This window comes from Pseudomonas sp. MWU16-30317, assembly GCF_020515695.1.
GTDB lineage: Bacteria > Pseudomonadota > Gammaproteobacteria > Pseudomonadales > Pseudomonadaceae > Aquipseudomonas.
Window position 1 is genome coordinate 134,387 of record NZ_JAIWJA010000013.1, and the last position, 19,682, is coordinate 154,068.

Consider the following 19,682-nt stretch of genomic DNA (forward strand, 5'->3'; position numbering starts at 1 on the left):
TTGATACCTCGGCAAGGGGTCGATTGGCAAGTGCTATTTGCATGTCACCTCTGAATCGCGACCACCGGAGCCCATGGGACGGCCACAGAAAATCGCCCCGGGCATTTCGGCCCAGGGCGTTCGTCAGTCAACATAAGCGGCTGTGCACCAGCCTGTTCAGCCCATCCGGTTACTTGAGCCCGGCACAGAACGCCGCGATGCGATCACAGCCTTCGCTCAGCACGTCCAGGCTGGTGGCGTAGGACAAGCGGAAGTACGGGCTCATGCCATAGGCCGCGCCTTGGACGGTGGTGACGTGGTGCTCTTCCATCAAGGCCATGACGAAGTCCGTGTCGTTGCTGATCAGGCGCCCGCCACGGGAGGTCTTGCCGATGAGTTCGGCAATGTTGGGGAACAGATAGAACGCGCCCTCCGGCTTGTGGCAGTGCAGGCCTTCGATATCGGCCAAGCGCCCGAGCACGAAGTCACGACGTTGCTGGTAGATGGCCGCACGCTCCTTGAGCAGGTCCTGCGGGCCGTCCAGCACGGCAATCGCCGCCGCCTGCGAAAGGGTGCAGATGCCGCCGCTGTTCTGCGTATTGACGTTGCTCATGGCCTTGATCAAGTCGCTCGGGCCACCGCAGAAACCCATGCGCCAGCCGGTCATTGCATAGGCCTTGGAAATGCCGTTGACGGTCAGCACGCGGTCAAGCAATCGTGGCTCGACATCACCAATGGTGCAGAACTCGAAGTCGTCGTAAATCAGATGCTCGTACATGTCGTCGGTCATGATCCACACATGCGGGTGGCGCAGCATCACTTCAGCGATGGCGGCCATCTCGGCGCGCGAGCAGGCAGAACCGGTGGGGTTGCTCGGGTAGTTGAGCAGCAGCCATTTGGTCTTGGGCGTGATCGCCGCTTCCAGGTCTTCGGGGCGCAGCTTGAAGTGGTTGGCCTGCGAGCACTTCACCGGCACCGGCGTGGCACCGGCGAACTTGGCGATGTCGGCGTAGCTGATCCAGGCCGGGGTCGGGATCAGTACTTCGTCGCCGGCGTTGATGGTGGCGAGCATCGCGTTGAAGATGATCTGTTTGCCGCCGCCTGCGGTGATGATCTGCGATACCTCGTAGTCGAGGTTGTTGTCGCGTTTGAACTTGCGCTGGATGGCCGCGCGCAGGGCCGGCGTACCATCGGTGGGCGGGTACTTGGTGTCGCCAGCGCAGGCCGCAGCATAGGCGGCTTCGATGGCGTGCTGCGGGGTCGGGAAATCCGGCTCGCCCGTCGACAGGCCGATGACCTTGATGCCTTGGGCTGCCAGGTCGCGGGCTTTCTGGGTCATGGCCACAGAGGCGGAAACAGTTACGTTGTTCAAGCGATCAGCAATAGCAGGCATTGGCGTCAGTCTTCGTGGTGGCGAGATCGGGGTTGCGCGCTCGGGAGCTGGGGAAAAGCATAAAAGCAAACAACGGACGGCCTCCAATAGAGCTTTGCTGTGGAGACATAACAGAAATGGATGGACCGGTGTGGCGGCCGACAACAAGCATCGTGCGCTATCTTTGTGGACTGGGCGATTGGGCGATTGGGCGATTGGGGTGTGGCCCTTTGCTGCGGGCCTGTGCGGCTCGCCCTGTCCATTGGCCCTTCGCTTAGGCTCAGGGTACCCACGTTCCGGCACCTGAAGAGAGGGCACGGCGCAATAGGCCATCCATGGCCTAACGCGCCTGACCCGGCATCCTGCCGGGATCTCCCTCTCTTCAGGCGCCTCCACGCGGCCTGCTGGAGGGGCGCGCCGCACAGGCCCGCAGCAAAGGACCAGCCGAGATTTGGGGAGCGTCCTAAAGCTTTTTTGAAGCAACGGCACTGATGTCACTGTTCTGCTTTCGAATCGGCCTTGGGGTCGCGGCCCCCTTCCAGCAGGCCGCGTTTCGACGCACTGACGAGGGGATAGCCGGCATGGATGCCGGCTAAGCCCCGTTGGGCCACGGAAGGCCCATCGGGGCGTGCCCCTCGTCAGTGCGTCGAAGCGCGGGAACCCCGAGCGTCAGCGAGGGGCCAATGGCGGGGGCCGCGACCCCAAGGCCGGCTCGAAAGCAGAACCACCCCAATCAACGCCCCCCCACCGACCAATAAAGCCACCCAGCAACACTCAGCCTTATTGCGTAGCCGAACTACCGCCATTCTGCTTGATCAACGTCAACGCCTTCTGACCACTACGAGCGCAGTTGTCCAAATCACCTTTGGCCTTGTACCCCTTGGCCTCAGCGATCAACTTGTTGACCTCCGAAGACGACCCAGTGGTAGACGCCGGCTTGGCAACCGTCGCCTCATCAGTGAGTTTTTGCAGCTGCAGAGAACACATGTCCTCGGCCGCCATCGCGTTACCTGCAACCAACAAGGCCGCAACCGCCATCAACGTTTTCATATTCGACGCTCCGTGGACTTTGATAAACCGATCGTTCAACTGAGCCGCTGATTACTCCAGCGGTTCGAACTTGAGTGCGCTGAGTTTCTGCACCTTCTCTTCGCGAACCATCTTGTACTCGGTGTTCGGGCCGATCCACTTGGCCCAGATCTGATCGATCTCGCCAGCGTTTTCCATCGCCATCAACGCGTCGTTGACCTTCGCCAGCATGGCCGGCTCGTCAAGGCGCATGCCTACGCTCACAGGCTCCAGCGCCATCGGCTCCTTGACGATGCCCAGCTCGACACCACCGGCGGCGGCCTGGCTCACCAGCTTGGTCGCCGACATGGCGTTGGTCACCACGCCCAGCACCTTGTTCTGCTGCACGGCCAGGTACGCCGAACCGGTGTCCTGGAAGGTCACAGGGGTAGCCTTGGCCATGCGAATCGACTGTTCGGATGTCGAACCCTTGGTGGCGCTGATGCGCTTGCCTTCGAAGTACGAACGCGGTTCGTCAGCCAGTGGCTTTTTCACCACGAGCATTTCCTTGGCCACGTAGTAGGGGTCGCTGAACTGGATCTGCTGGGCGCGGGTCTTGGTGTACGCCAGATTGGCGATGACCACGTCGACGCGCCCCATCTTCACTTCCGGAACTCGAGCTTCACCCGACAGCGGTTTGAGCTCGACCTTAACGCCAAGGTGCTTGGCCAGGGCGTTGCACAAGTCCACATCCATGCCTTCGAGCGCACGGGTGGTGGGGCTGGGCGAAGAGAACGGGGGGACGTCGGAATATACGCCGCAGCTCAAGGTCTGCTTGGCCTGCACATCGGCCCACTGATCAGCGTGCGCGGTCATGGCCATTACGGGGGTGAACATCAGGGCCAGACAGGCCGATTTGATACGCATGCATCCATCCTCAAAAAGTGTGTAGTTGGGGCGGCAGGCTGAGTACGCGCGGAGGCCCGCGCAAAATTCAAGGGCGGCTCTGACGGCGCCTCAATGAGAGCGTAAATCGCTGATGAAACGCTGCGCCCGCGGGTGCGCCGGCTGGCTGAAGAACACCTCGGGCGTAGCCTTTTCGAGGATCTGCCCGGCATCCATGAACCAGATCGTGTCGGCTACTTCGCGGGCGAAATTCATCTCGTGGGTGACGCACATCATGGTCATGCCCTCCTTGGCCAAGCCGCGCATCACACTGAGTACTTCGCCGACCATTTCTGGGTCCAGCGCACTGGTGGGCTCGTCGAAGAGCATCACCGGCGGCTCCATGGCCAACGCCCGGGCGATCGCCACGCGCTGCTGCTGACCACCGGACAGTTGCCCCGGATAGGCCCCGGCCTTGTGCGTCATGCCGACGCGGTCGAGCAGCTCCATCGCCTGCTTCTTGGCCGCGGAACCCTTGATGCCCTTGACCTTGGTGGGCGACAGAATCACGTTGTCGAGCACCGACAGATGGGGGAACAGATTGAAGCTCTGAAACACGAAACCGATACGGCTGCGCAGGCGATTGACGTTGGCATCGGTACCATGGATATCGTGCCCCTCGAACAGAATCTGCCCGCCCTGGATGCCCTCAAGGCGATTGACCGTGCGGATCAGCGTGGACTTGCCCGAGCCCGAAGGCCCGCAGACCACCACCACTTCACCCTTGGTGATCTCGGCGTTGATAGTGGTGAGGGCGCGGTACGCGCCGTACCACTTGTCGATATTGGCGAATGTGATCATCGGTTGCATGGCGATTACCTGGAGAGATCGGTGGAGACGAGATCGGGAATGACCTTGGCTGCCGGAGCGCTGCCGTTGTCACCCTTGCGCTTGCGCTCGATGCGCTTTTCCACGGCGCCGGCCACTCGCGTCAGGCTGTAGCAGATGCAGAAGTAGCTCGCCGCCAGAATGAAATAAACCTGGAACGGCTTGGTCAGCAGCTGGTTGTTGACCTGATTGGCCGAGAACGTCAGCTCCTGCAGATTGATGATGTAGCCCAGCGTGGTCTCCTTGATGATCGACACGAACTGGCTGATCAGGCTCGGCAAGGCGTTGTACAGCGCCTGCGGCAGGATCACCCAGGTCATCGCCCGCCAATAGCCCATACCCAGTGCCCGCGACGCTTCGTACTGACCGTTGGGCAAGGCCTGAATGCCGCCGCGCACGATCTCGCTGAGGTAGGCGCTCTGATAGATCACCAGCGTGCAGAGCATGGTCGTGAAGGCGCTGATGTTGCGGCCGATCAGCACTGGCACCAAAAAGTAGGTCCAGAACACCACCAGCAACAACGGGATACCGCGCAGCACGTACACCCACACGAAGGCCGGGTAACGCAGCGCGCGCAATGGCGAAATGCGCGCCATGGCCAGCAGGATGCTCAGCGGGAAGGCAATTACCAGCGCCAGCGCGGAAAGGATCAGCGTGCTGACCAGCCCGCCCAGTGGACCGTTCGGGTACTGGCCGATCAGCAGCAATTCCCAGTTGTTGTGGAGGATAGCGAACACATCGAACATGACTGATTACCTCGCTCTGGCCAGATCGAAACGGCGAGCGATAAGCGCCCCGATGCCCATCAGCAACAACGAGACCACCAGATAGCCGACGGTGGCGACCAGGTACGACTCGAACGTGCGGAAGGTGTAGTTTTCAACTTCACGGGTGGCGTAGGTCAGCTCCACCACGCCGATGGCCATGGCCAGACTGGTGTTCTTGAACAGCAGCACGGTGTGGTTGATCAGCGACGGCAGCGAATTGCGGATGCCCTGCGGCAGGATCACGTAGCGCATCGAACGCATGTAGCCCATGCCCAGCGCCCGCGCCGCTTCGGTCTGCCCATCGGGGATGGCACGCAGGCCGGCACGCAGGTCCTCGGAAAAGTACGCCGCTTGGCACAGGCCCAGCGCGATCACCGCGAAAATGAATTCGGTGCTGTAGTTGGCCAGCCACAACTGCGCGCTATCGGGCAGCAAGGTCGGTACGCCGAAATACCAGAGCATCAATTGCACCAGCGTCGGCACGTTGCGGTGATAGGCCACATAGCCCGCCACCAGAGCCACGGCCAGCCTGTTGTGGGTCAGGCGTACGACCACCAGCAAAAAGGCCAGGCTCATGGCCAGCAGCCACGCGCAGAGCATCAGCTTGAGGGTCAACTCCGCGCCCTGCAGCATCAGCGCGGCGTACTCGCCCGTCAAAATCGGCCCCAAGTCGAAACCTTTAATCATGGGAATCACCTTCGGATATCTGTAGCGGCAGCATGAAATGAAAACCGGAGCCCGCAGGCGTGACGGGTGAGATCCCGTTCTGGTCCGGCTGCTGCCTCAACTCTCCTGAGGGCGCGTCGTCTGCAGGCCGCCCGGCACCTGCAGGGTCGGAGTGATTTCCATATGGCCGACGTTCATGGACACCGGGGCTGCGATGGCAAAGGCAATGGCGTCAGCAATGTCGCTGGCCACCGGCAGTTCGAAACCTTCGATGTACTTCTTGTGGCTCTCTTCAGGGTTGCCATGCACGTGAGCGAAGATGTCCGTAGCCACGCGGCCCGGGCAGATTTCAGTGACACGCACGCGCTTGCCGAACACATCGATACGCAGGTTGCGCGAGAGCATGCTCACCGCCGCCTTGGTGGCGTGATACGTGGAATTGCCACCGAAGTTGTAGGCCGCAGCGATGGAACTGATATTGATCACATGGCCGCGATCGCGCGCCACCATGCCAGGCACGAACAGCCGCGTGAGATGTAGCACCGCGCGCAGGTTGACGTCGATCAGCGCATCGATGCCCTCGGCGTCTGCGTTGAGGATCGAACCCGGACGATCGACTCCGGCATTGTTGACCAGGATGTCGATTTCCAGACCTTCGGCCAAAGCGGTCATGCCTTTGAGATCGGCGACGTCCAGAGCGTGAGGAATGCAGCCAGTGCGCTCGGCCAGCGCTGCCAGGTTCTCGGCATTGCGCGCCACCGCATGCACCGTGATGCCTTCGCGGCACAGACGCTCGACGGTCGCGGCACCGATGCCCGAAGAAGCCCCGGTGACCAGCGCGGTTTTGTAGTCAGAAAATGGCATGTCGCATTCCTCATCAAAGCGTTCGACGACCCGCATGGCAGGTCTTGGTATCGACTGTACTGGGCGGCGATTGTGGGCGCCAAGACGTAATCGCTGTGTGGCGATAAGCCCGCCTTATGGCCCCGCAAGGCCCCGTAAAATCAGGGGATCAGGTGTGAAACAGGGACGATTTCGCCGCCGCCCTGCTCGATTTCCCGGCGAATGCCGCGGGCCAGCTCCACGGAGCCTGCGGTATCACCGTGGAGCAGAATGGAGCAGGCATCGATCTTGATGCGCTCGCCGGTGTAGCAAGTCACGGTGCCTTCATCGAGCAACTGGCGCACGCGATCGCGCACCTTGAGCGGGTCCTTGATGACCGAGTCGGGCAACTGGCGTGGCACCAACAGGCCGCTCTTATCGTACGCACGATCGGCCAGGAAAGTGGTGGCCACCCGCAAGCCGTGACGTTCGGCCGCAGCTTCAATGGCGCGGCTGGTGGACGAACTGATGATCAGCCTCGAGTCGAACGCGGCCACCGCGGCGATCAACGGATCGGCGAGGTCGGCATCCGCGGCGGCCATGTTGCCCAGCGCACCGTGAAAACTCATGTGGGTCATGCGGTGCCCGATAGCGGCGGCGAAACCGGCCAGCGCGCCCAGTTGATAGATGACGTAGGTGGCCAGCTCGCGCGTTTCGATCTGCATCTTGCGGCGGCCGAACCCGAGCAAGTCGGGGAAACCCACGTGCGCACCCAGATCGATCCCGCCCGCCATTGCCAGGCGCACGGTGCTGTCCATGATCAGCGGGTCGCCGGCATGAAAGCCGCAGGCGACGTTGGCCGACGAGATGATCTGCATCAACGCCTCGTCCTCGCCCATTCGGTAAGCGCCGAAGCCTTCGCCGAGGTCCGCATTCAAATCGATTTTCATGTGCTGCTCCTCAAGCTGGCTCGGCCAGCGATACCAGCGGTGTGCCGTAGCTCACCAGTTGTTGGTCGGCGACCATGAAGGCGCCCAGGGTGCCGCTGGCGGAGGCCGTGACCGGCAACAGCAACTCGCCCACCGCGATCAGGCCGACCAGAGTGCCAGGCTCCAGGGCATCGCCGGGGCGCACCTCGGGTTCATCGCGCGAGGGATGCCGCGACAGGAAGCGCCCGCACACGGTAGCCATGGCGGCGATCTTCAGCGCCGGTGTCTCGATGGCCGGTGCCTCGGTGATGGACGCCTGGCGCGGCGTGCTGGCGGGCGTTTTGGCCGGCCGAGTCAAGCGGATGCTGAACTCGCTGCTGTGCAGTTCGAACTGCGCCAGGTTGGCGCTGCTGACCCATTCGACGATCTGGCGAATCTTGCTGATGTGCATCGTGATTACTCCGCTTCCCGACGGGCCTTGAGCCAACGTTCCAGGTGATGAATGTCCACCGAACCTGCACAGAAGTCCGGGTCCTGGAGAATGTCGCGGTGCAGCGCGACGTTGCTTGAGATGCCCTCGATACGCAACTGCGCCAACGCCGTACGCATCCGCGCCAAGGCTTCATCGCGGGTCGCGCCGTGGGTGATGACCTTGGCGATCATCGAGTCGTAATAGGGCGGCACCTGATAGCCGGCGGTCACGTGAGAGTCGACCCGCACGCCCATGCCGCCCGGTACTTCCCAGCGGGTGACGCGGCCGGGGGTGGGGATGAAGGTCTGCGGGTCCTCGGCGTTGATGCGACACTCCAGCGAGTGGCCGTGGGTGCGCACATCGCTTTGCTGGAGCGTCAGCGACTCACCCAAGGCCATGCGTAATTGCTGCTGGACGATGTCGATGCCAGTGGTCAATTCGGTGACCGGATGCTCGACCTGCAGGCGGGTGTTCATCTCGATGAAATAGAACTCGCCGTCTTCGAACAGGAACTCGAACGTACCAACGCCCCGATAACCGATCTGCTGACAAGCCAGCACACAGCGCTCGCCCACTGCCGCGATCAACGCCTCGTCGATACCAGGAGCCGGCGCCTCTTCGAGGACTTTTTGATGGCGGCGCTGTTGCGAGCAGTCACGGCTGCCGAGCCACACACCTTTGCCATGATTATCGCAGAGCACCTGGATTTCCACGTGCCGCGGGTGGCCAAGAAACTTTTCGATATAGAGCTCGGGGTTGCCGAAGGCGCGCCGCGCTTCTTCGCGGGTGACGCTGACGGCTGGCAACAGATCTTCGCCGCGCTCGACCATGCGCATGCCGCGCCCGCCGCCTCCGCCCGCCGCCTTGACGATGACCGGGTAGCCGATCTCGTCACCGATGCGCTGGATGCTGGCCGGATCATCCGGCAGTGAGCCTTCCGGGCCCGGCACGCAGGGCACACCGGCCTTGCGCATGGCGCGCTTGGCGGCGACCTTGTCACCCATCTGCCGGATGCACTCGGCGGTGGGGCCGATAAAGGTCATGCCAGCGGCTTCGACACGCTCGCTGAAGTCCGCGTTCTCGGAGAGAAAGCCGTAGCCTGGATGGATCGCCTGGGCGCCGGTGGCCTGGGCGGCATACAGGATCGCTTGCTGATTCAGGTAGCTCTGGCCGGGGGCGGCCGGGCCGATACACAGCGCCTCGTCAGCGTATTGCAGGTAGGACGCCTGGGCATCCGCCTCGGAATAGACCATCACCGTCTTCAGACCCAGGCCGTGGCAGGCGCGCTGAATCCGCAGGGCGATTTCACCGCGGTTGGCGATCAGTACTTTATCGAACATGGGGGCAACCTGTGGGTGAGCTAGAGAATGCTGAACAGCGGCTGGCCGGATTCCACCTCGTCGCCGGGCTGGGCGAGGATGGCGTCGATGCGCCCGGCCTTATTGGCCTTGACCTGATGGAACATCTTCATCGCCTCGACGATACACAGGGTCTGCCCGACCGCCACGGTGGCGCCGATCGTGGTGAACGGCGGCTCATCGGGTGATGGCGTCAGGTGTAGTACGCCGTACAGCGGGGAGCAGATCTGGCTGGCGGCAGGTGTATTGATCGGGGCTGCTGGCGGGGCGATCTCGGCGACCGCAGACGGCGCCGCTTCAGGGCTCTGGGGCATCACTGCCGATGCAGTGGAATGGCGGCTCAGCGTCACCGTGGTGCCGCCTTCGCTGAGGGTCATTTCACTCAGGTCCGACTCGGCCAGCAGGTCGATCAGCTGTTTGATGCGTTGTTGATCCATGTTGATTATCTGCCCCTTGCTCATTCGGCTGGCACGGCATTGCCCTTGGTCTGCGGCCAATGTACCGAGCCTGGGCGTCAGCGCGCCAAGAGCGTTTACCGCTGGGGCGATAAGTGCGACTTATGACCCGGCGCGGGGTGATGTTTATTATTGAACTGACGTCGATCACATTTACCGATGCCGCCATAGGCAGCGGCGATGTCGCGCGCACCATTATTGTGATGGCCGCCCTTAATAGTTGCACTTGTGTGAGTCATAAGCGTTCCCTATCCAGCCAGAGCAAAGTTGTCTTAACCCCAAGATGAAACTTTTGCGTAGGTTTGCGGTGTGCCGAGTACTGCGCCTGACGTGACACAGATCACCGGGGATAGCGCCAATCTTGAAGTAACCGCCTTTTAGCAAGCGATGTATCGCTGTCGCTTTGCTTAAAACCCTGCGCACTCGCACCACTGCCAATAAAGCACGCTATTTCACACATCATGCAAAGGCATTAGGTAGCATCATGACCTTGATTAAATACTCCGCGGGGATTCTCGGACTCTTGGTAGTTCAGAATGGTATGGCAGCAGGTTTCGTTGATGACAGTCATGCGACTTTATTGGCGCGCAACTTTTACAGTAACTCCGATAACCGCGATGGGGCCGCAGCGCCTAATTACACTCAAGAGTGGGGCCAGGGCTTCGTCCTCAACTTTACTTCCGGTTTCACCCAAGGGCCGGTCGGCTTTGGCGTGGATGCCGTAGGCATGTTGGGTATCAAGCTGGATTCCGGTAAAGGCGTGCATTACAACCCCACCGGTAGCTCGCGCAACGGCAACATCTTCCCCACCGACGGGGATGGTCGCGCGGTAGACGAATTCGCCAGTGTCGGCGCGACGCTGAAAGCGCTGGTGTCGAAAACCGAGTTCCGTTACGGCACCTTGCAACCCAACCTGCCGATCCTGGTGGCCAGTGACCGCCTGGTGTTCCAGACCTTCAACGGCGTTCAAGTGCAGTCTCGGGAAATCGACAATCTGACCCTGACCGCCGGGCGTATCGACAAGGTCAAAGAGCGCGGGTCGACCGACGAAGAGGGCTTGTCGATCGCCGGTTCCAACGCCAAGCTCGACCCGACCAATCCGGGTATCAACACCACTACCAGCACCTACTCTCACGAATTCTGGTATGGCGGCGCCACTTATAAAGCCACACCCAACCTGACGCTGCAGTATTACTACGCCAACCTGACCAATTTCTATAAACAGCACTTTGTTGGCGCGTTGTACGGTATCAACTTGGGCCCGGGTCGCCTGACCTCGGACTTCCGTCATTGGGACAACAGTTCCGATGGCAAGAACGGCCATGACTCCGATTACTTCAGCACCGGCTATTACGGCAACGGCGTGACCCGCGGCAAGGTCGACAGCCGTTTGACCAGCGGCTTGTTCACTTACACCCTGGGTGCCCACGCGGTGTCCGCCGGTTATCAGCAAGTCAACGGCAGCAGCGATGCGGTGTGGCTCAACGAAGGCGCCGGGACCACCAGCTACTTCATGACCGAAACCATGTCCGGGAAATTCCAGCGTGCTGGCGAACGAGCCTGGCAACTGCGCTATGTCTATGACTTCGCCGGGCTGGGTTATCCGGGCTGGACGATCAAAACCGTTTACACCAATGGCGACCACATCAAGACCGCCGGCGCCGATGGCAAGGAATGGACCCGCGATACCACCCTCGCCTACACCGTGCAGTCAGGGCCGGCCAAGGGCCTGAGCACCGCATTGCGCCAAGGGGTGTTCCGCACCGACATGCAGCGTGACACCGATGAATATCGCGTGATCATCGACTATCCGATCTCGCTGTTCTGATCCCCACCCCTGTAGCGAACGGGGCTGGCCCCCGATTGCTGTGCGTCAGTCAGCAAGCAATCGGGGCAAGCCCCCTCGCTACAGATTTCGGTCAACGTTGATAGGCTTTGACGATCGCCGAAAAATCCAGCCCGCCATCACCGCGCAGGCTCATCGCCTGATACAGCTGCTGCGCCACCGCGCCCAGCACCACCGGCTGGCGCGCCTGCTTGGCCGCCTCGGTCGCCAGGCCCAGGTCCTTGAGCATCAGCTCCGCCCCGAACCCGCCGCTGTAGCCACGTGACGCTGGCGCCGTCTCGACAATGCCCGGCCACGGGTTGTAGGTGTCCGAACTCCAGCAACGCCCCGTCGAACTGTTGATGATCCCCGCCAGCACGCCGGTATCGATCCCCAGCGCATCGCCCAGCGCCATGGCCTCGGCCACGCCGATCATGGAAATCCCCAGCAGCAGGTTGTTGCAGATCTTGGCGATCTGCCCGGTGCCCACTTCGCCGCAATGGACGATGTTGCGGCCCATCTGCTCCAGCACCGGCTTGAGCGTCGCGAACAACGCCGGGGTGGCGCCGACCATGAAGGTCAAGGTCCCGGCCTGAGCACCGCCGGTGCCTCCGGAGACGGGTGCATCACCCAGGTCGATTCCCTGCTTGGCGGCGGCGGCGCTGATGTCGCGCGCCGTCTGCGGATCGATGGTGCTGCAATCCACGGCGGGCGTACCGGCGCGAATCCCGGCCAGCACGCCGTCTTCATTGAGATAGACGCTGCGCACATGAGCCGCTGCCGGCAGCATGGTGATCACCAGATCACCCTGGGCGGCCGCGTCGCGCGGTGACAGGGCAATCTGCCCGCCGAGTTCGGCCAGCTCCGCGAGCACTGTGGTATTGAGGTCGAACAGATGCAGCTCGTGACCGGCCTTGAGCAGGTTGCGCGCCATCGGCGCGCCCATGTTGCCCAGCCCTACGAATGCAATACGCATGGCATGAACTCCTAACGCAGGTTGATGGTGGTGTTGACGCCGTCATTGACGCTGTCATCGTCGAACCATCGGGCAGTGACCGTTTTGGTCTGGGTGTAGAACTGCACCACCTGCTTGCCGTACGGGCCGAGGTCCCCAAGCTTGGAGCCACGCGAACCGGTGAAGCTGAAGAACGGCACCGGCACCGGGATCGGGATGTTGATGCCCACCTGGCCGACGTCGATTTCGCTCTGGAACTTGCGCGCCGCCGCGCCGCTCTGGGTGAACAGGCCCGTGCCGTTGCCGAAGGGGTTGCGGTTGACCAACGCGATGGCCTCGTCGAAGGTATCGACGGTGAGCACCACCAGCACCGGGCCGAAGATTTCTTCGGTGTAGATGCGCATGTCGGTGGTCACCCCGGAAAACAGCGTCGGGCCGACGAAGTTGCCTTCCTCATAACCTGGCACCACCACGTCGCGGCCGTCCAGCTCGAGGGTTGCGCCCTGCTCCACGCCACTGGCGATCAGGCTCAGTACGCGTTCCTTGGCGCGCTTGGAAATCACCGGGCCCACGTCGGTGCCCGCCTCGCTGCCGGCATTGACCTTGAGTTTCTGCGCCAGCGCCTTGAGTTCGGGGATCCATTCCTTGGTGGACCCCACCAGCACCGCTACCGAGGTCGCCATGCAGCGCTGACCCGCCGCACCGAACGCTGCGCCAGCCAGGGCGTTGAGGGTTTGCGCACGATTGGCGTCGGGCAACACCACGGCGTGGTTCTTGGCGCCCATCATCGACTGCACGCGCTTGCCGTGACGACCGGCCAGGTCGTACACGTGGGTGCCTACCGCCGTGGAACCGACGAAAGACACCGCCTTGATATCCGGGTGGGTGCAGATGGCATCCACCACTTCCTTACCGCCATGCACCACGTTGAGCACACCCGGCGGCACCCCGGCTTCCAGCGCCAGCTCCACCAGCATCAGGGTCGACAGCGGGTCCTGCTCGGACGGCTTGAGCACGAAGGTGTTGCCGCAGACGATGGCCATCGGGAACATCCACAGCGGGATCATCGCCGGGAAGTTGAACGGGGTGATGCCCGCGCACACACCGATCGGCTGGCGCAGCGTGTAGGTGTCGACGCCACCGGCGACATTCTCGGCGAATTCGCCCATCTGCAGGGTGCCGATGGAGCAGGCATGCTCGACCACTTCAAGGCCGCGGAAGATATCGCCCTCGGCATCGGCGACGGTCTTGCCTTGTTCGGCGCTCAGGGTCAGGGCAATGCGTTTGGAGTGCTCACGCACCAGCGCCTGCAGCTTGAGCATGATGCGCATGCGCGCGCCAAGCGGCGTGTGCCGCCAGGTCTTGAAGGCTTCATGGGCGGCGGCCACGGCGGCGTTGACTTCGTCGGGGGTGGCGAAGGGCACGCGGGCGAGGACTTGTTGGGTAGCGGGGTTGACGATATCGCGCCATTCGCTGGTCTGCGATTCGACCCACTGGCCGTTGATCAGCAGCTTGGCGGACTGCACGGCAGTCTGGCCGGGTGTGAGGGAAGCATTCATTGAAATCTCCGACTTGTTTTTATTGTGCGGATGTCTGATCGAGCTCAGATGGCCGATCAGGAAGACGAGCCATCAACCTTTGGTATGGCTTGGAAAATGGGGTCGTACTGGAGTATAGATGTGCAAACTTCCAATAAAAATGCAGAATAAAGCCGGTCCAACATGCAAAAAAACATCACCTCGTTAAACGCGCTGAACTGGGACGACCTCAAGTTTTTCCTGGAGGTGGCACGCACGCGCAAGGCCAGCAATGCCGCTAAACGTCTGGGCGTGGATTACACCACCGTGTCGCGGCGCATCTCCTCGCTGGAAACTGCACTCGGCACCTTGCTGTTCGAAAAGTCGCGTACCAACGGCTTCGTGCTCACTGCCGAGGGCCAGCGCCTGCTCAGCTATGCCGAGACCATCGAGAGCACGCTGCACATGGCCTGCGAGCAGGTCTCCGGCTCCGGCGTGGCATTGTCCGGGCATATCCGCATGGGCTGCACCGAGGGCTTCGGCAGTTTTTTCATCACCCCACAGTTGAGCCACTTCGTCGATGCCTACCCCGCGATTTCCGTCGACATCCTGCCGCTGCCGCACTTCATCAGCCTGTCCAAGCGCGAGGCCGATATCGTCATCGCCCTGGAGCGCCCCGAGCATGGACCCTATGTGTGCTGCAAACTGACCGACTACACACTGCGGTTGTATGCCACCCAGGATTACCTGGATTCCCACGGACCGATCCGGCAACCGAGCGACCTCAATAGCCATCCGTTCGTCAGTTATGTGGATGATCTGGCGTTCAGTTCCGAGCTCCTGTACCTGGCCAACTTGTTGCCCGGCGCCAGCGCCAATCTGCGCAGTACCAGCGTGATCGCGCAGTATGTGGCGGCGCTGCAGGGGCGGTCGCTGGCGATATTGCCGTGTTTTTTGGCGGCGCAGGATCCACGGATGATTGCAGTGCTGCCGGAGGAGGTGGAGATTACTCGGCAATTCTGGATGTACTGCCGGGAGGATCTGCGCAAGCTCAAGCGGATTACCCTGCTGTGGGATTACATCCGCGAAGTCACCGAGATGAACCACGCCTTCCTCATGGGCGAGCCGGCGCCGCTGAGGTTCCGGCAGCCCCTTGCTGCAGAACGATAGTTCAGATTTTCCTGAACTATCGATTTCACCGCGCCTATTCTTTCCCCTCCTCTGCCCTGCCTAAGATCGCCCCATCGAGACCGCTGACACAGAGTAGCGGCTCCAGCGGTTCCCCTTTTGCTACTGCCCATGACAACGCGCACGCACGGCCTGGCCGATGCGTTGCCACGCAGTAGCCAAGAGGAGCACCGTGATGCAACTGGAGATTTTTCGTACCCTCTGGGGCTATACCGCCAGCAAGGCCCAGGCGCTTGAGGAATTGCTGGACGCAGGCTTCGACGGCATGGAAGCACGCATGCCGCTGGACGCCGCCGAACGCGCCGAATTCGCGGCCTTTTTGCGCGCCAATGCGCTGGGCTATATCGCCACTCTGTTCACTGCCTACGATGTGTTGCCCGTGCAATCGGCTCTGCCTGCCGAGCACCTGACCGATCTCGACCGCAAGCTCGGCTGGGTCGGCGAACTGGCGCCGCGTTTCGTCAACGTGCTGGCCGGCAATGATCGCTGGGGCATGGGCGAGCAAGTGGAGTTTTTCGGCGCGGCCATGGCGCTCGCGCACAAGCACGGCCAGACCTGCGTGTTCGAGACTCATCGCTCCCGTTCGCTGTACAGCCCCTGGGTGACGCTCGAACTGATTCGGCAACTGCCCGACCTGCGCTTCACCAGTGACATCAGCCACTGGATCGTCACTTGCGAACGGCTGCTGGACGACCCCGCCGATGACCTCACGCCTTTTATCGAACGCGTTCACCATATTCAGGCCCGTGTCGGCTATGACCAAGGCCCGCAGGTGCCACACCCCGGCGCCCCGGAATACGCCCGCGAGCTGGCGTTCCATCAACAGCACTGGGAAGCCATCTGGCGCTCGCAGCAGCGCCGCGGCTTCAGCGTCAGCACCCTGACCCCGGAGTTCGGCGCCGACGGCTACCTGCATCACCTGCCCTTCACCAACGTTCCCGTCGCCGATCTGTGGTCGCTCAACCAGTGGATGGGCCGCACCGAGCGCGCGCACTTCGAACGCTTCAGTCAATCGCCGCACCTTCCAGGAGCCCACTCATGAGTGACCAGCCTGTCGCCAACTTCAAAAGCATCCCGGTGGTGAACATCGCCGGGCTGTTCAGCGTCGAACTCGAACATCGCCTGGCCGTGGCCGAGCAACTGGGCCGCGCCGCCAGCGATGTGGGCTTCCTCTACATCACCGGCCACGGCATCGCGCCGCAATTGATCGCCGGGCTGCAGCAGGCGGCCAAGGATTATTTCGCCCAGCCGTTGGACGTCAAGATGCGTCACTACATCGGCACCTCGGCCACCCACAAGGGCTTCGTACCGGAGGGCGAAGAGGTGTATGCCAAGGGCAAGCCCGATCACAAGGAAGCCTTCGACGTCGGCTTCGAAGTACCCGCCGATGACCCGCTGGTACTGGCCAATACGCCGCTGCTGGGGCCTAACAACTGGCCGACGCTGCCGGGATTCAAGCCGTCGGTGCAGGCCTACTACGCGGCGATTTTCGCCCTGGGTCGCAAACTGTTCGGCGGCTTCGCGCTGGCATTGGGCCTGCCTGAAGATTACTTCGATGCCATGGTCACCCGCCCGCCGTCCAAACTGCGGCTGATCCACTACCCCTTCGACGCGCACGCTGAGGATGCGCCTGGGATCGGCGCCCACACCGATTACGAGTGCTTCACCATCCTGCATTCCGAGCAGCCGGGCCTGGAGGTGATGAACGACCTCGGCCAGTGGATCGACGCGCCGCCGGTGGCTGATGCCTTTGTGGTGAATATCGGCGACATGCTCGAAGTGATGACCGCCGGCACCTTTGTCGCCACCGCCCACCGGGTGCGCAAAGTCGGCGAGGAGCGCTATTCATTCCCGCTGTTCTATGCCTGCGACTTTCATACCCAGATCAAACCCCTGCCCAGCTTTGCCAAGGAAGGTCAGGAATACGAAGAAATCGCCATCGGCGAGCACATGTACGGGCAGGCGCTGCAGACCTACCAGTACCTGCGCAAGCGTGTGGAAAACGGTGAAGCGCAGTTGCCCGCCAAAGCGCGCAAGCCGTCGAGCTTCGGCCATTTGAAAAACCAGTCGCAAGCGTCCTGAAACCCCCACCTTTCCTTGGAGCACCGCCTATGTCGAACCTTCACGTTACGCGCTTGACCCTCTTGGCTGCCGGGCTGCTGGCCGCCGGCGCTGCCCTCGCTGCGCCAACCGCCACACCGGGCGAATTGAAAGTGGGCATGGAAATCACCTACCCGCCGTTCGAATCCTACGATGCCAACAAGAACGTGGTCGGCTCCGATCCCGAGCTGTCCCATGCCCTGGCCAAAGAGATGGGCGTCAAGGCCAGCTTCGTCGACACCAAGTTCCCCAACCTGATTCTGGGCCTGAACGCCGGGCACTACGACGCGATCATCTCGGGCATGTACATCACTGCCGAACGCCAGACCCAAGCGCTGACCATCCCTTACGCCAAGACCGGCGCGGCGATCATGACGCCCAAGGACAGCGAGCTGAAACCGCAAAAGCCTGAAGACCTGTGCGGCCTCAAAGTCGGCCTCGAACAGGGCACGACATGGGTGGCGGCCTTCAACAAGTTGTCGACCGAGTACTGCCTGCCGAACAACAAGGGCGCGATTACCATCAGCGAATACCCGTCCGCGCCGGAAGTCACTCAGGCGCTGCTGTCAAAGAACATCCAGGCCCAGGTCGAGATCGCCGGCGCCGCGCACATGATCGCCGATCGTACCAATGGCCGCGTGGTGGTGACTTCCCATGACCTGGTCTATCCGCAGACCTTGGGCATCTATGTGAAGAAGGGCAATGACGAGACCTACCAGGCGCTGCTCAAGGCGGTCGATGCCAGCAAGAAGGACGGCTCCTACGCGGCCATCCTGAAAAAATACGATCTGGAAGCAGCTGACTGATTGCATTTGCGCCTTGCATCCGCTGTAGGAGCGGGCTGTGTCCGCGAAGATTTTTAAGCCTGAAGGCTTCGCGCGCAGAGCCTGCTCCCACAGGTAACGCAAGGCAGCTGTGGTCTAGCGGTTTGGGTGAGGTATCTATGCAATTCGATTGGTCTTATTTTGTTTCGCTGTTTTCGATGCCGGCCTTCTGGGAGGCGACGCTGACGGTCATCGAGCTGAGCGCCCTGGCGTGGCTGATCGGCATGCTGCTGGGGTTCTTGCTGGCTTCGGCCAAGCTCTCGACCTCGGCGTGGCTGCGGGTACCGGCGTCGATTTATATCTGGTTCTTTCGCAGCATCCCGCTGTTGGTGCTGGTGGTGTTCGTCTACAACCTGCCGCAGCTGTTTCCCTCGACCGGCGGAGTACTGTCGGTGCCGTTCTATTCCGGCCTGTTGGCGCTGGTGGTGACCGAGGCCGCGTACATGGCCGAGATCCATCGCGGCGGGCTGATCTCGGTGCTCAAGGGGCAGAAGGAAGCCGGTCGCGCGCTGGGCATCGGCCTGCTCGGCCTGCAGCGCTTGATCGTGATTCCCCAGGCCTTTCGGATCTCGTTGCCGACGCTGATCAACGAGTACATCACGGTGGTGAAACTGACCTCGCTGATCTCGGTGATTTCCCTGACCGAACTGCTCACCGTCGGCCAGCGCCTGTATGCGCAAAACTTTTTGGTGATGGAAACCCTGGCGGCGGTCGGCGTGTATTACGTGTTGATCGTGACCGTGTTCGGCTGGCTGTTGCAGTGCCTGGAACGGTATCTGGATTTGAGCCTGCGCAAGCCGCAGACCCTCACTGACGAGGGGGTCACGCGGTTTCGCCAACAGCTCGCCCCTACAGCGCTGGCCGCGACCGCGCTTAAAACCATGGATGCCACGCCGGCGCTGCAACTGCGTACTGTGCACAAGCGCTACGGCCACCACGAGGTGCTCAAGGGCATCGACCTGAACATCGCCCCCGGCCAGGTGATCTCCATCATCGGCCCGTCCGGGTCGGGGAAGACCTCGCTGATTCGCACCATCAACGGCCTGGAGACCATCGACAAGGGCGAGATCGTGCTGTTTGGCGAGAGCTATATCCACGCCAATGACGCGCCCAATAACTCCCAGGTGCGCAAGGGCGTGCGGCAGATTGGCATGGTGTTCCAGAACTTCAATCTGTTCCCGCACCGCACCATCCTTGACAACGTTACCCTGGCGCCGCGTTATCACGGCGTGTCCAAGGCCGAAGCCGAGCAGCGAGCGTGGCGTTTGCTCGACAAGGTGGGGTTGCTGGCCCATGCGGCCAAGTATCCCCATCAGCTGTCCGGTGGCCAGCAGCAGCGCGTGGCGATTGCCCGGGCGCTGGCGATGGAGCCGCAGATCATGCTGTTCGACGAGCCGACGTCGGCGCTCGACCCGGAGTTGGTGGGCGAAGTGTTGAAGGTGATCGCCCAACTGGCGCGCGAGGGCATGACCTTGGTGATCGTGACGCACGAGATGGATTTCGCGATGTCGATTTCCGATCGCGTGCTGTTCATGGAGAACGGCAATATCCAGCTCGATGCCGCGCCGTTGGCGATCCGTACTCAGCCCGAGGGTGAACGGGTACGGCGGTTCATGGGGATCGAGGTGGAGCAGAGTCTGGCGGTGGGGTGACAGGGTGGGTCTATGGCGGC

At 61.9% G+C, this 19,682-nt stretch carries 19 protein-coding genes; 6 read left to right on the top strand and 13 right to left on the bottom strand.

Features of this window, described 5'->3' with window-relative positions; translation table 11 throughout:
• Positions 1-169: 169 nt before the first annotated feature.
• From LIX93_RS27250 to LIX93_RS27300, 11 genes are all read right to left on the bottom strand, one after another.
• Complete coding sequence (locus tag LIX93_RS27250; protein WP_226507155.1) at positions 170-1,372, bottom strand: pyridoxal phosphate-dependent aminotransferase; 1,203 nt, start codon at positions 1,370-1,372, stop codon at positions 170-172.
• 759 nt (positions 1,373-2,131) lie between these two features.
• Positions 2,132-2,401 (bottom strand): hypothetical protein, encoded by a 270-nt coding sequence (locus tag LIX93_RS27255; RefSeq protein WP_226507156.1) that lies wholly within the window; start codon positions 2,399-2,401, stop codon positions 2,132-2,134.
• Between the two features lie 51 nt (positions 2,402-2,452).
• Complete coding sequence (locus tag LIX93_RS27260; RefSeq protein ID WP_226507157.1) at positions 2,453-3,286, bottom strand: transporter substrate-binding domain-containing protein; 834 nt, start codon at positions 3,284-3,286, stop codon at positions 2,453-2,455.
• A 90-nt stretch (positions 3,287-3,376) separates the two neighbouring features.
• A complete protein-coding gene (locus LIX93_RS27265; RefSeq protein ID WP_226507176.1) occupies positions 3,377-4,105 on the bottom strand; it encodes an amino acid ABC transporter ATP-binding protein in 729 nt (242 codons plus the stop codon).
• Positions 4,106-4,119: 14 nt separating this feature from the next.
• Positions 4,120-4,878, bottom strand: a complete 759-nt coding sequence (locus LIX93_RS27270) for an amino acid ABC transporter permease (protein WP_226507158.1) — start codon at positions 4,876-4,878, stop codon at positions 4,120-4,122.
• A gap of 6 nt (positions 4,879-4,884) precedes the next feature.
• Complete coding sequence (locus tag LIX93_RS27275) at positions 4,885-5,586, bottom strand: amino acid ABC transporter permease (protein WP_226507159.1); 702 nt, start codon at positions 5,584-5,586, stop codon at positions 4,885-4,887.
• A gap of 96 nt (positions 5,587-5,682) precedes the next feature.
• Positions 5,683-6,429 (bottom strand): SDR family oxidoreductase, encoded by a 747-nt coding sequence (locus tag LIX93_RS27280; protein ID WP_226507160.1) that lies wholly within the window; start codon positions 6,427-6,429, stop codon positions 5,683-5,685.
• A 140-nt stretch (positions 6,430-6,569) separates the two neighbouring features.
• The gene (locus tag LIX93_RS27285; RefSeq protein WP_226507161.1) at positions 6,570-7,337 is read right to left on the bottom strand and encodes a 5-oxoprolinase subunit PxpA; all 768 of its coding nucleotides are present in this window, start codon (positions 7,335-7,337) and stop codon (positions 6,570-6,572) included.
• A 10-nt stretch (positions 7,338-7,347) separates the two neighbouring features.
• Positions 7,348-7,767, bottom strand: a complete 420-nt coding sequence (locus LIX93_RS27290; RefSeq protein ID WP_226507162.1) for a hypothetical protein — start codon at positions 7,765-7,767, stop codon at positions 7,348-7,350.
• A 5-nt stretch (positions 7,768-7,772) separates the two neighbouring features.
• A complete protein-coding gene (accC, locus tag LIX93_RS27295) occupies positions 7,773-9,128 on the bottom strand; it encodes an acetyl-CoA carboxylase biotin carboxylase subunit (RefSeq protein ID WP_226507163.1) in 1,356 nt (451 codons plus the stop codon).
• A gap of 20 nt (positions 9,129-9,148) precedes the next feature.
• Positions 9,149-9,583 carry a biotin/lipoyl-containing protein gene (locus LIX93_RS27300; protein ID WP_226507164.1) on the bottom strand — a complete coding sequence of 145 codons (435 nt, stop codon included), beginning with the start codon at positions 9,581-9,583 and terminating at the stop codon, positions 9,149-9,151.
• Between the two features lie 559 nt (positions 9,584-10,142).
• Here LIX93_RS27300 and LIX93_RS27305 point away from each other — a divergent pair.
• Positions 10,143-11,429 carry an OprD family porin gene (locus tag LIX93_RS27305; protein WP_226507177.1) on the top strand — a complete coding sequence of 429 codons (1,287 nt, stop codon included), beginning with the start codon at positions 10,143-10,145 and terminating at the stop codon, positions 11,427-11,429.
• Between the two features lie 91 nt (positions 11,430-11,520).
• Here LIX93_RS27305 and mmsB read toward each other — a convergent pair whose 3' ends face one another.
• Positions 11,521-12,402 carry a 3-hydroxyisobutyrate dehydrogenase gene (gene mmsB / locus LIX93_RS27310; protein WP_226507165.1) on the bottom strand — a complete coding sequence of 294 codons (882 nt, stop codon included), beginning with the start codon at positions 12,400-12,402 and terminating at the stop codon, positions 11,521-11,523.
• An 11-nt stretch (positions 12,403-12,413) separates the two neighbouring features.
• Positions 12,414-13,940 carry a CoA-acylating methylmalonate-semialdehyde dehydrogenase gene (locus LIX93_RS27315; RefSeq protein WP_226507166.1) on the bottom strand — a complete coding sequence of 509 codons (1,527 nt, stop codon included), beginning with the start codon at positions 13,938-13,940 and terminating at the stop codon, positions 12,414-12,416.
• A gap of 162 nt (positions 13,941-14,102) precedes the next feature.
• Here LIX93_RS27315 and LIX93_RS27320 point away from each other — a divergent pair, with 162 nt between their 5' ends.
• The 5 genes from LIX93_RS27320 (at position 14,103) to LIX93_RS29670 (ending at position 19,662) form a co-directional block, all read left to right on the top strand.
• Complete coding sequence (locus LIX93_RS27320) at positions 14,103-15,068, top strand: LysR family transcriptional regulator (protein WP_226507167.1); 966 nt, start codon at positions 14,103-14,105, stop codon at positions 15,066-15,068.
• 193 nt (positions 15,069-15,261) lie between these two features.
• A complete protein-coding gene (locus LIX93_RS27325) occupies positions 15,262-16,128 on the top strand; it encodes a TIM barrel protein (RefSeq protein ID WP_226507168.1) in 867 nt (288 codons plus the stop codon).
• On the top strand, positions 16,125-17,168 hold the full coding sequence (locus tag LIX93_RS27330) for a 2-oxoglutarate and iron-dependent oxygenase domain-containing protein (RefSeq protein WP_226507169.1): 1,044 nt from the start codon (positions 16,125-16,127) through the stop codon (positions 17,166-17,168). Before LIX93_RS27325 ends, LIX93_RS27330 begins: the two co-directional genes overlap by 4 nt.
• Positions 17,169-17,197: 29 nt before the next feature.
• The gene (locus LIX93_RS27335) at positions 17,198-17,992 is read left to right on the top strand and encodes an ABC transporter substrate-binding protein (RefSeq protein ID WP_226507170.1); all 795 of its coding nucleotides are present in this window, start codon (positions 17,198-17,200) and stop codon (positions 17,990-17,992) included.
• Positions 17,993-18,129: 137 nt separating this feature from the next.
• Complete coding sequence (locus LIX93_RS29670; protein ID WP_275948761.1) at positions 18,130-19,662, top strand: amino acid ABC transporter permease/ATP-binding protein; 1,533 nt, start codon at positions 18,130-18,132, stop codon at positions 19,660-19,662.
• Positions 19,663-19,682: the final 20 nt, after the last annotated feature.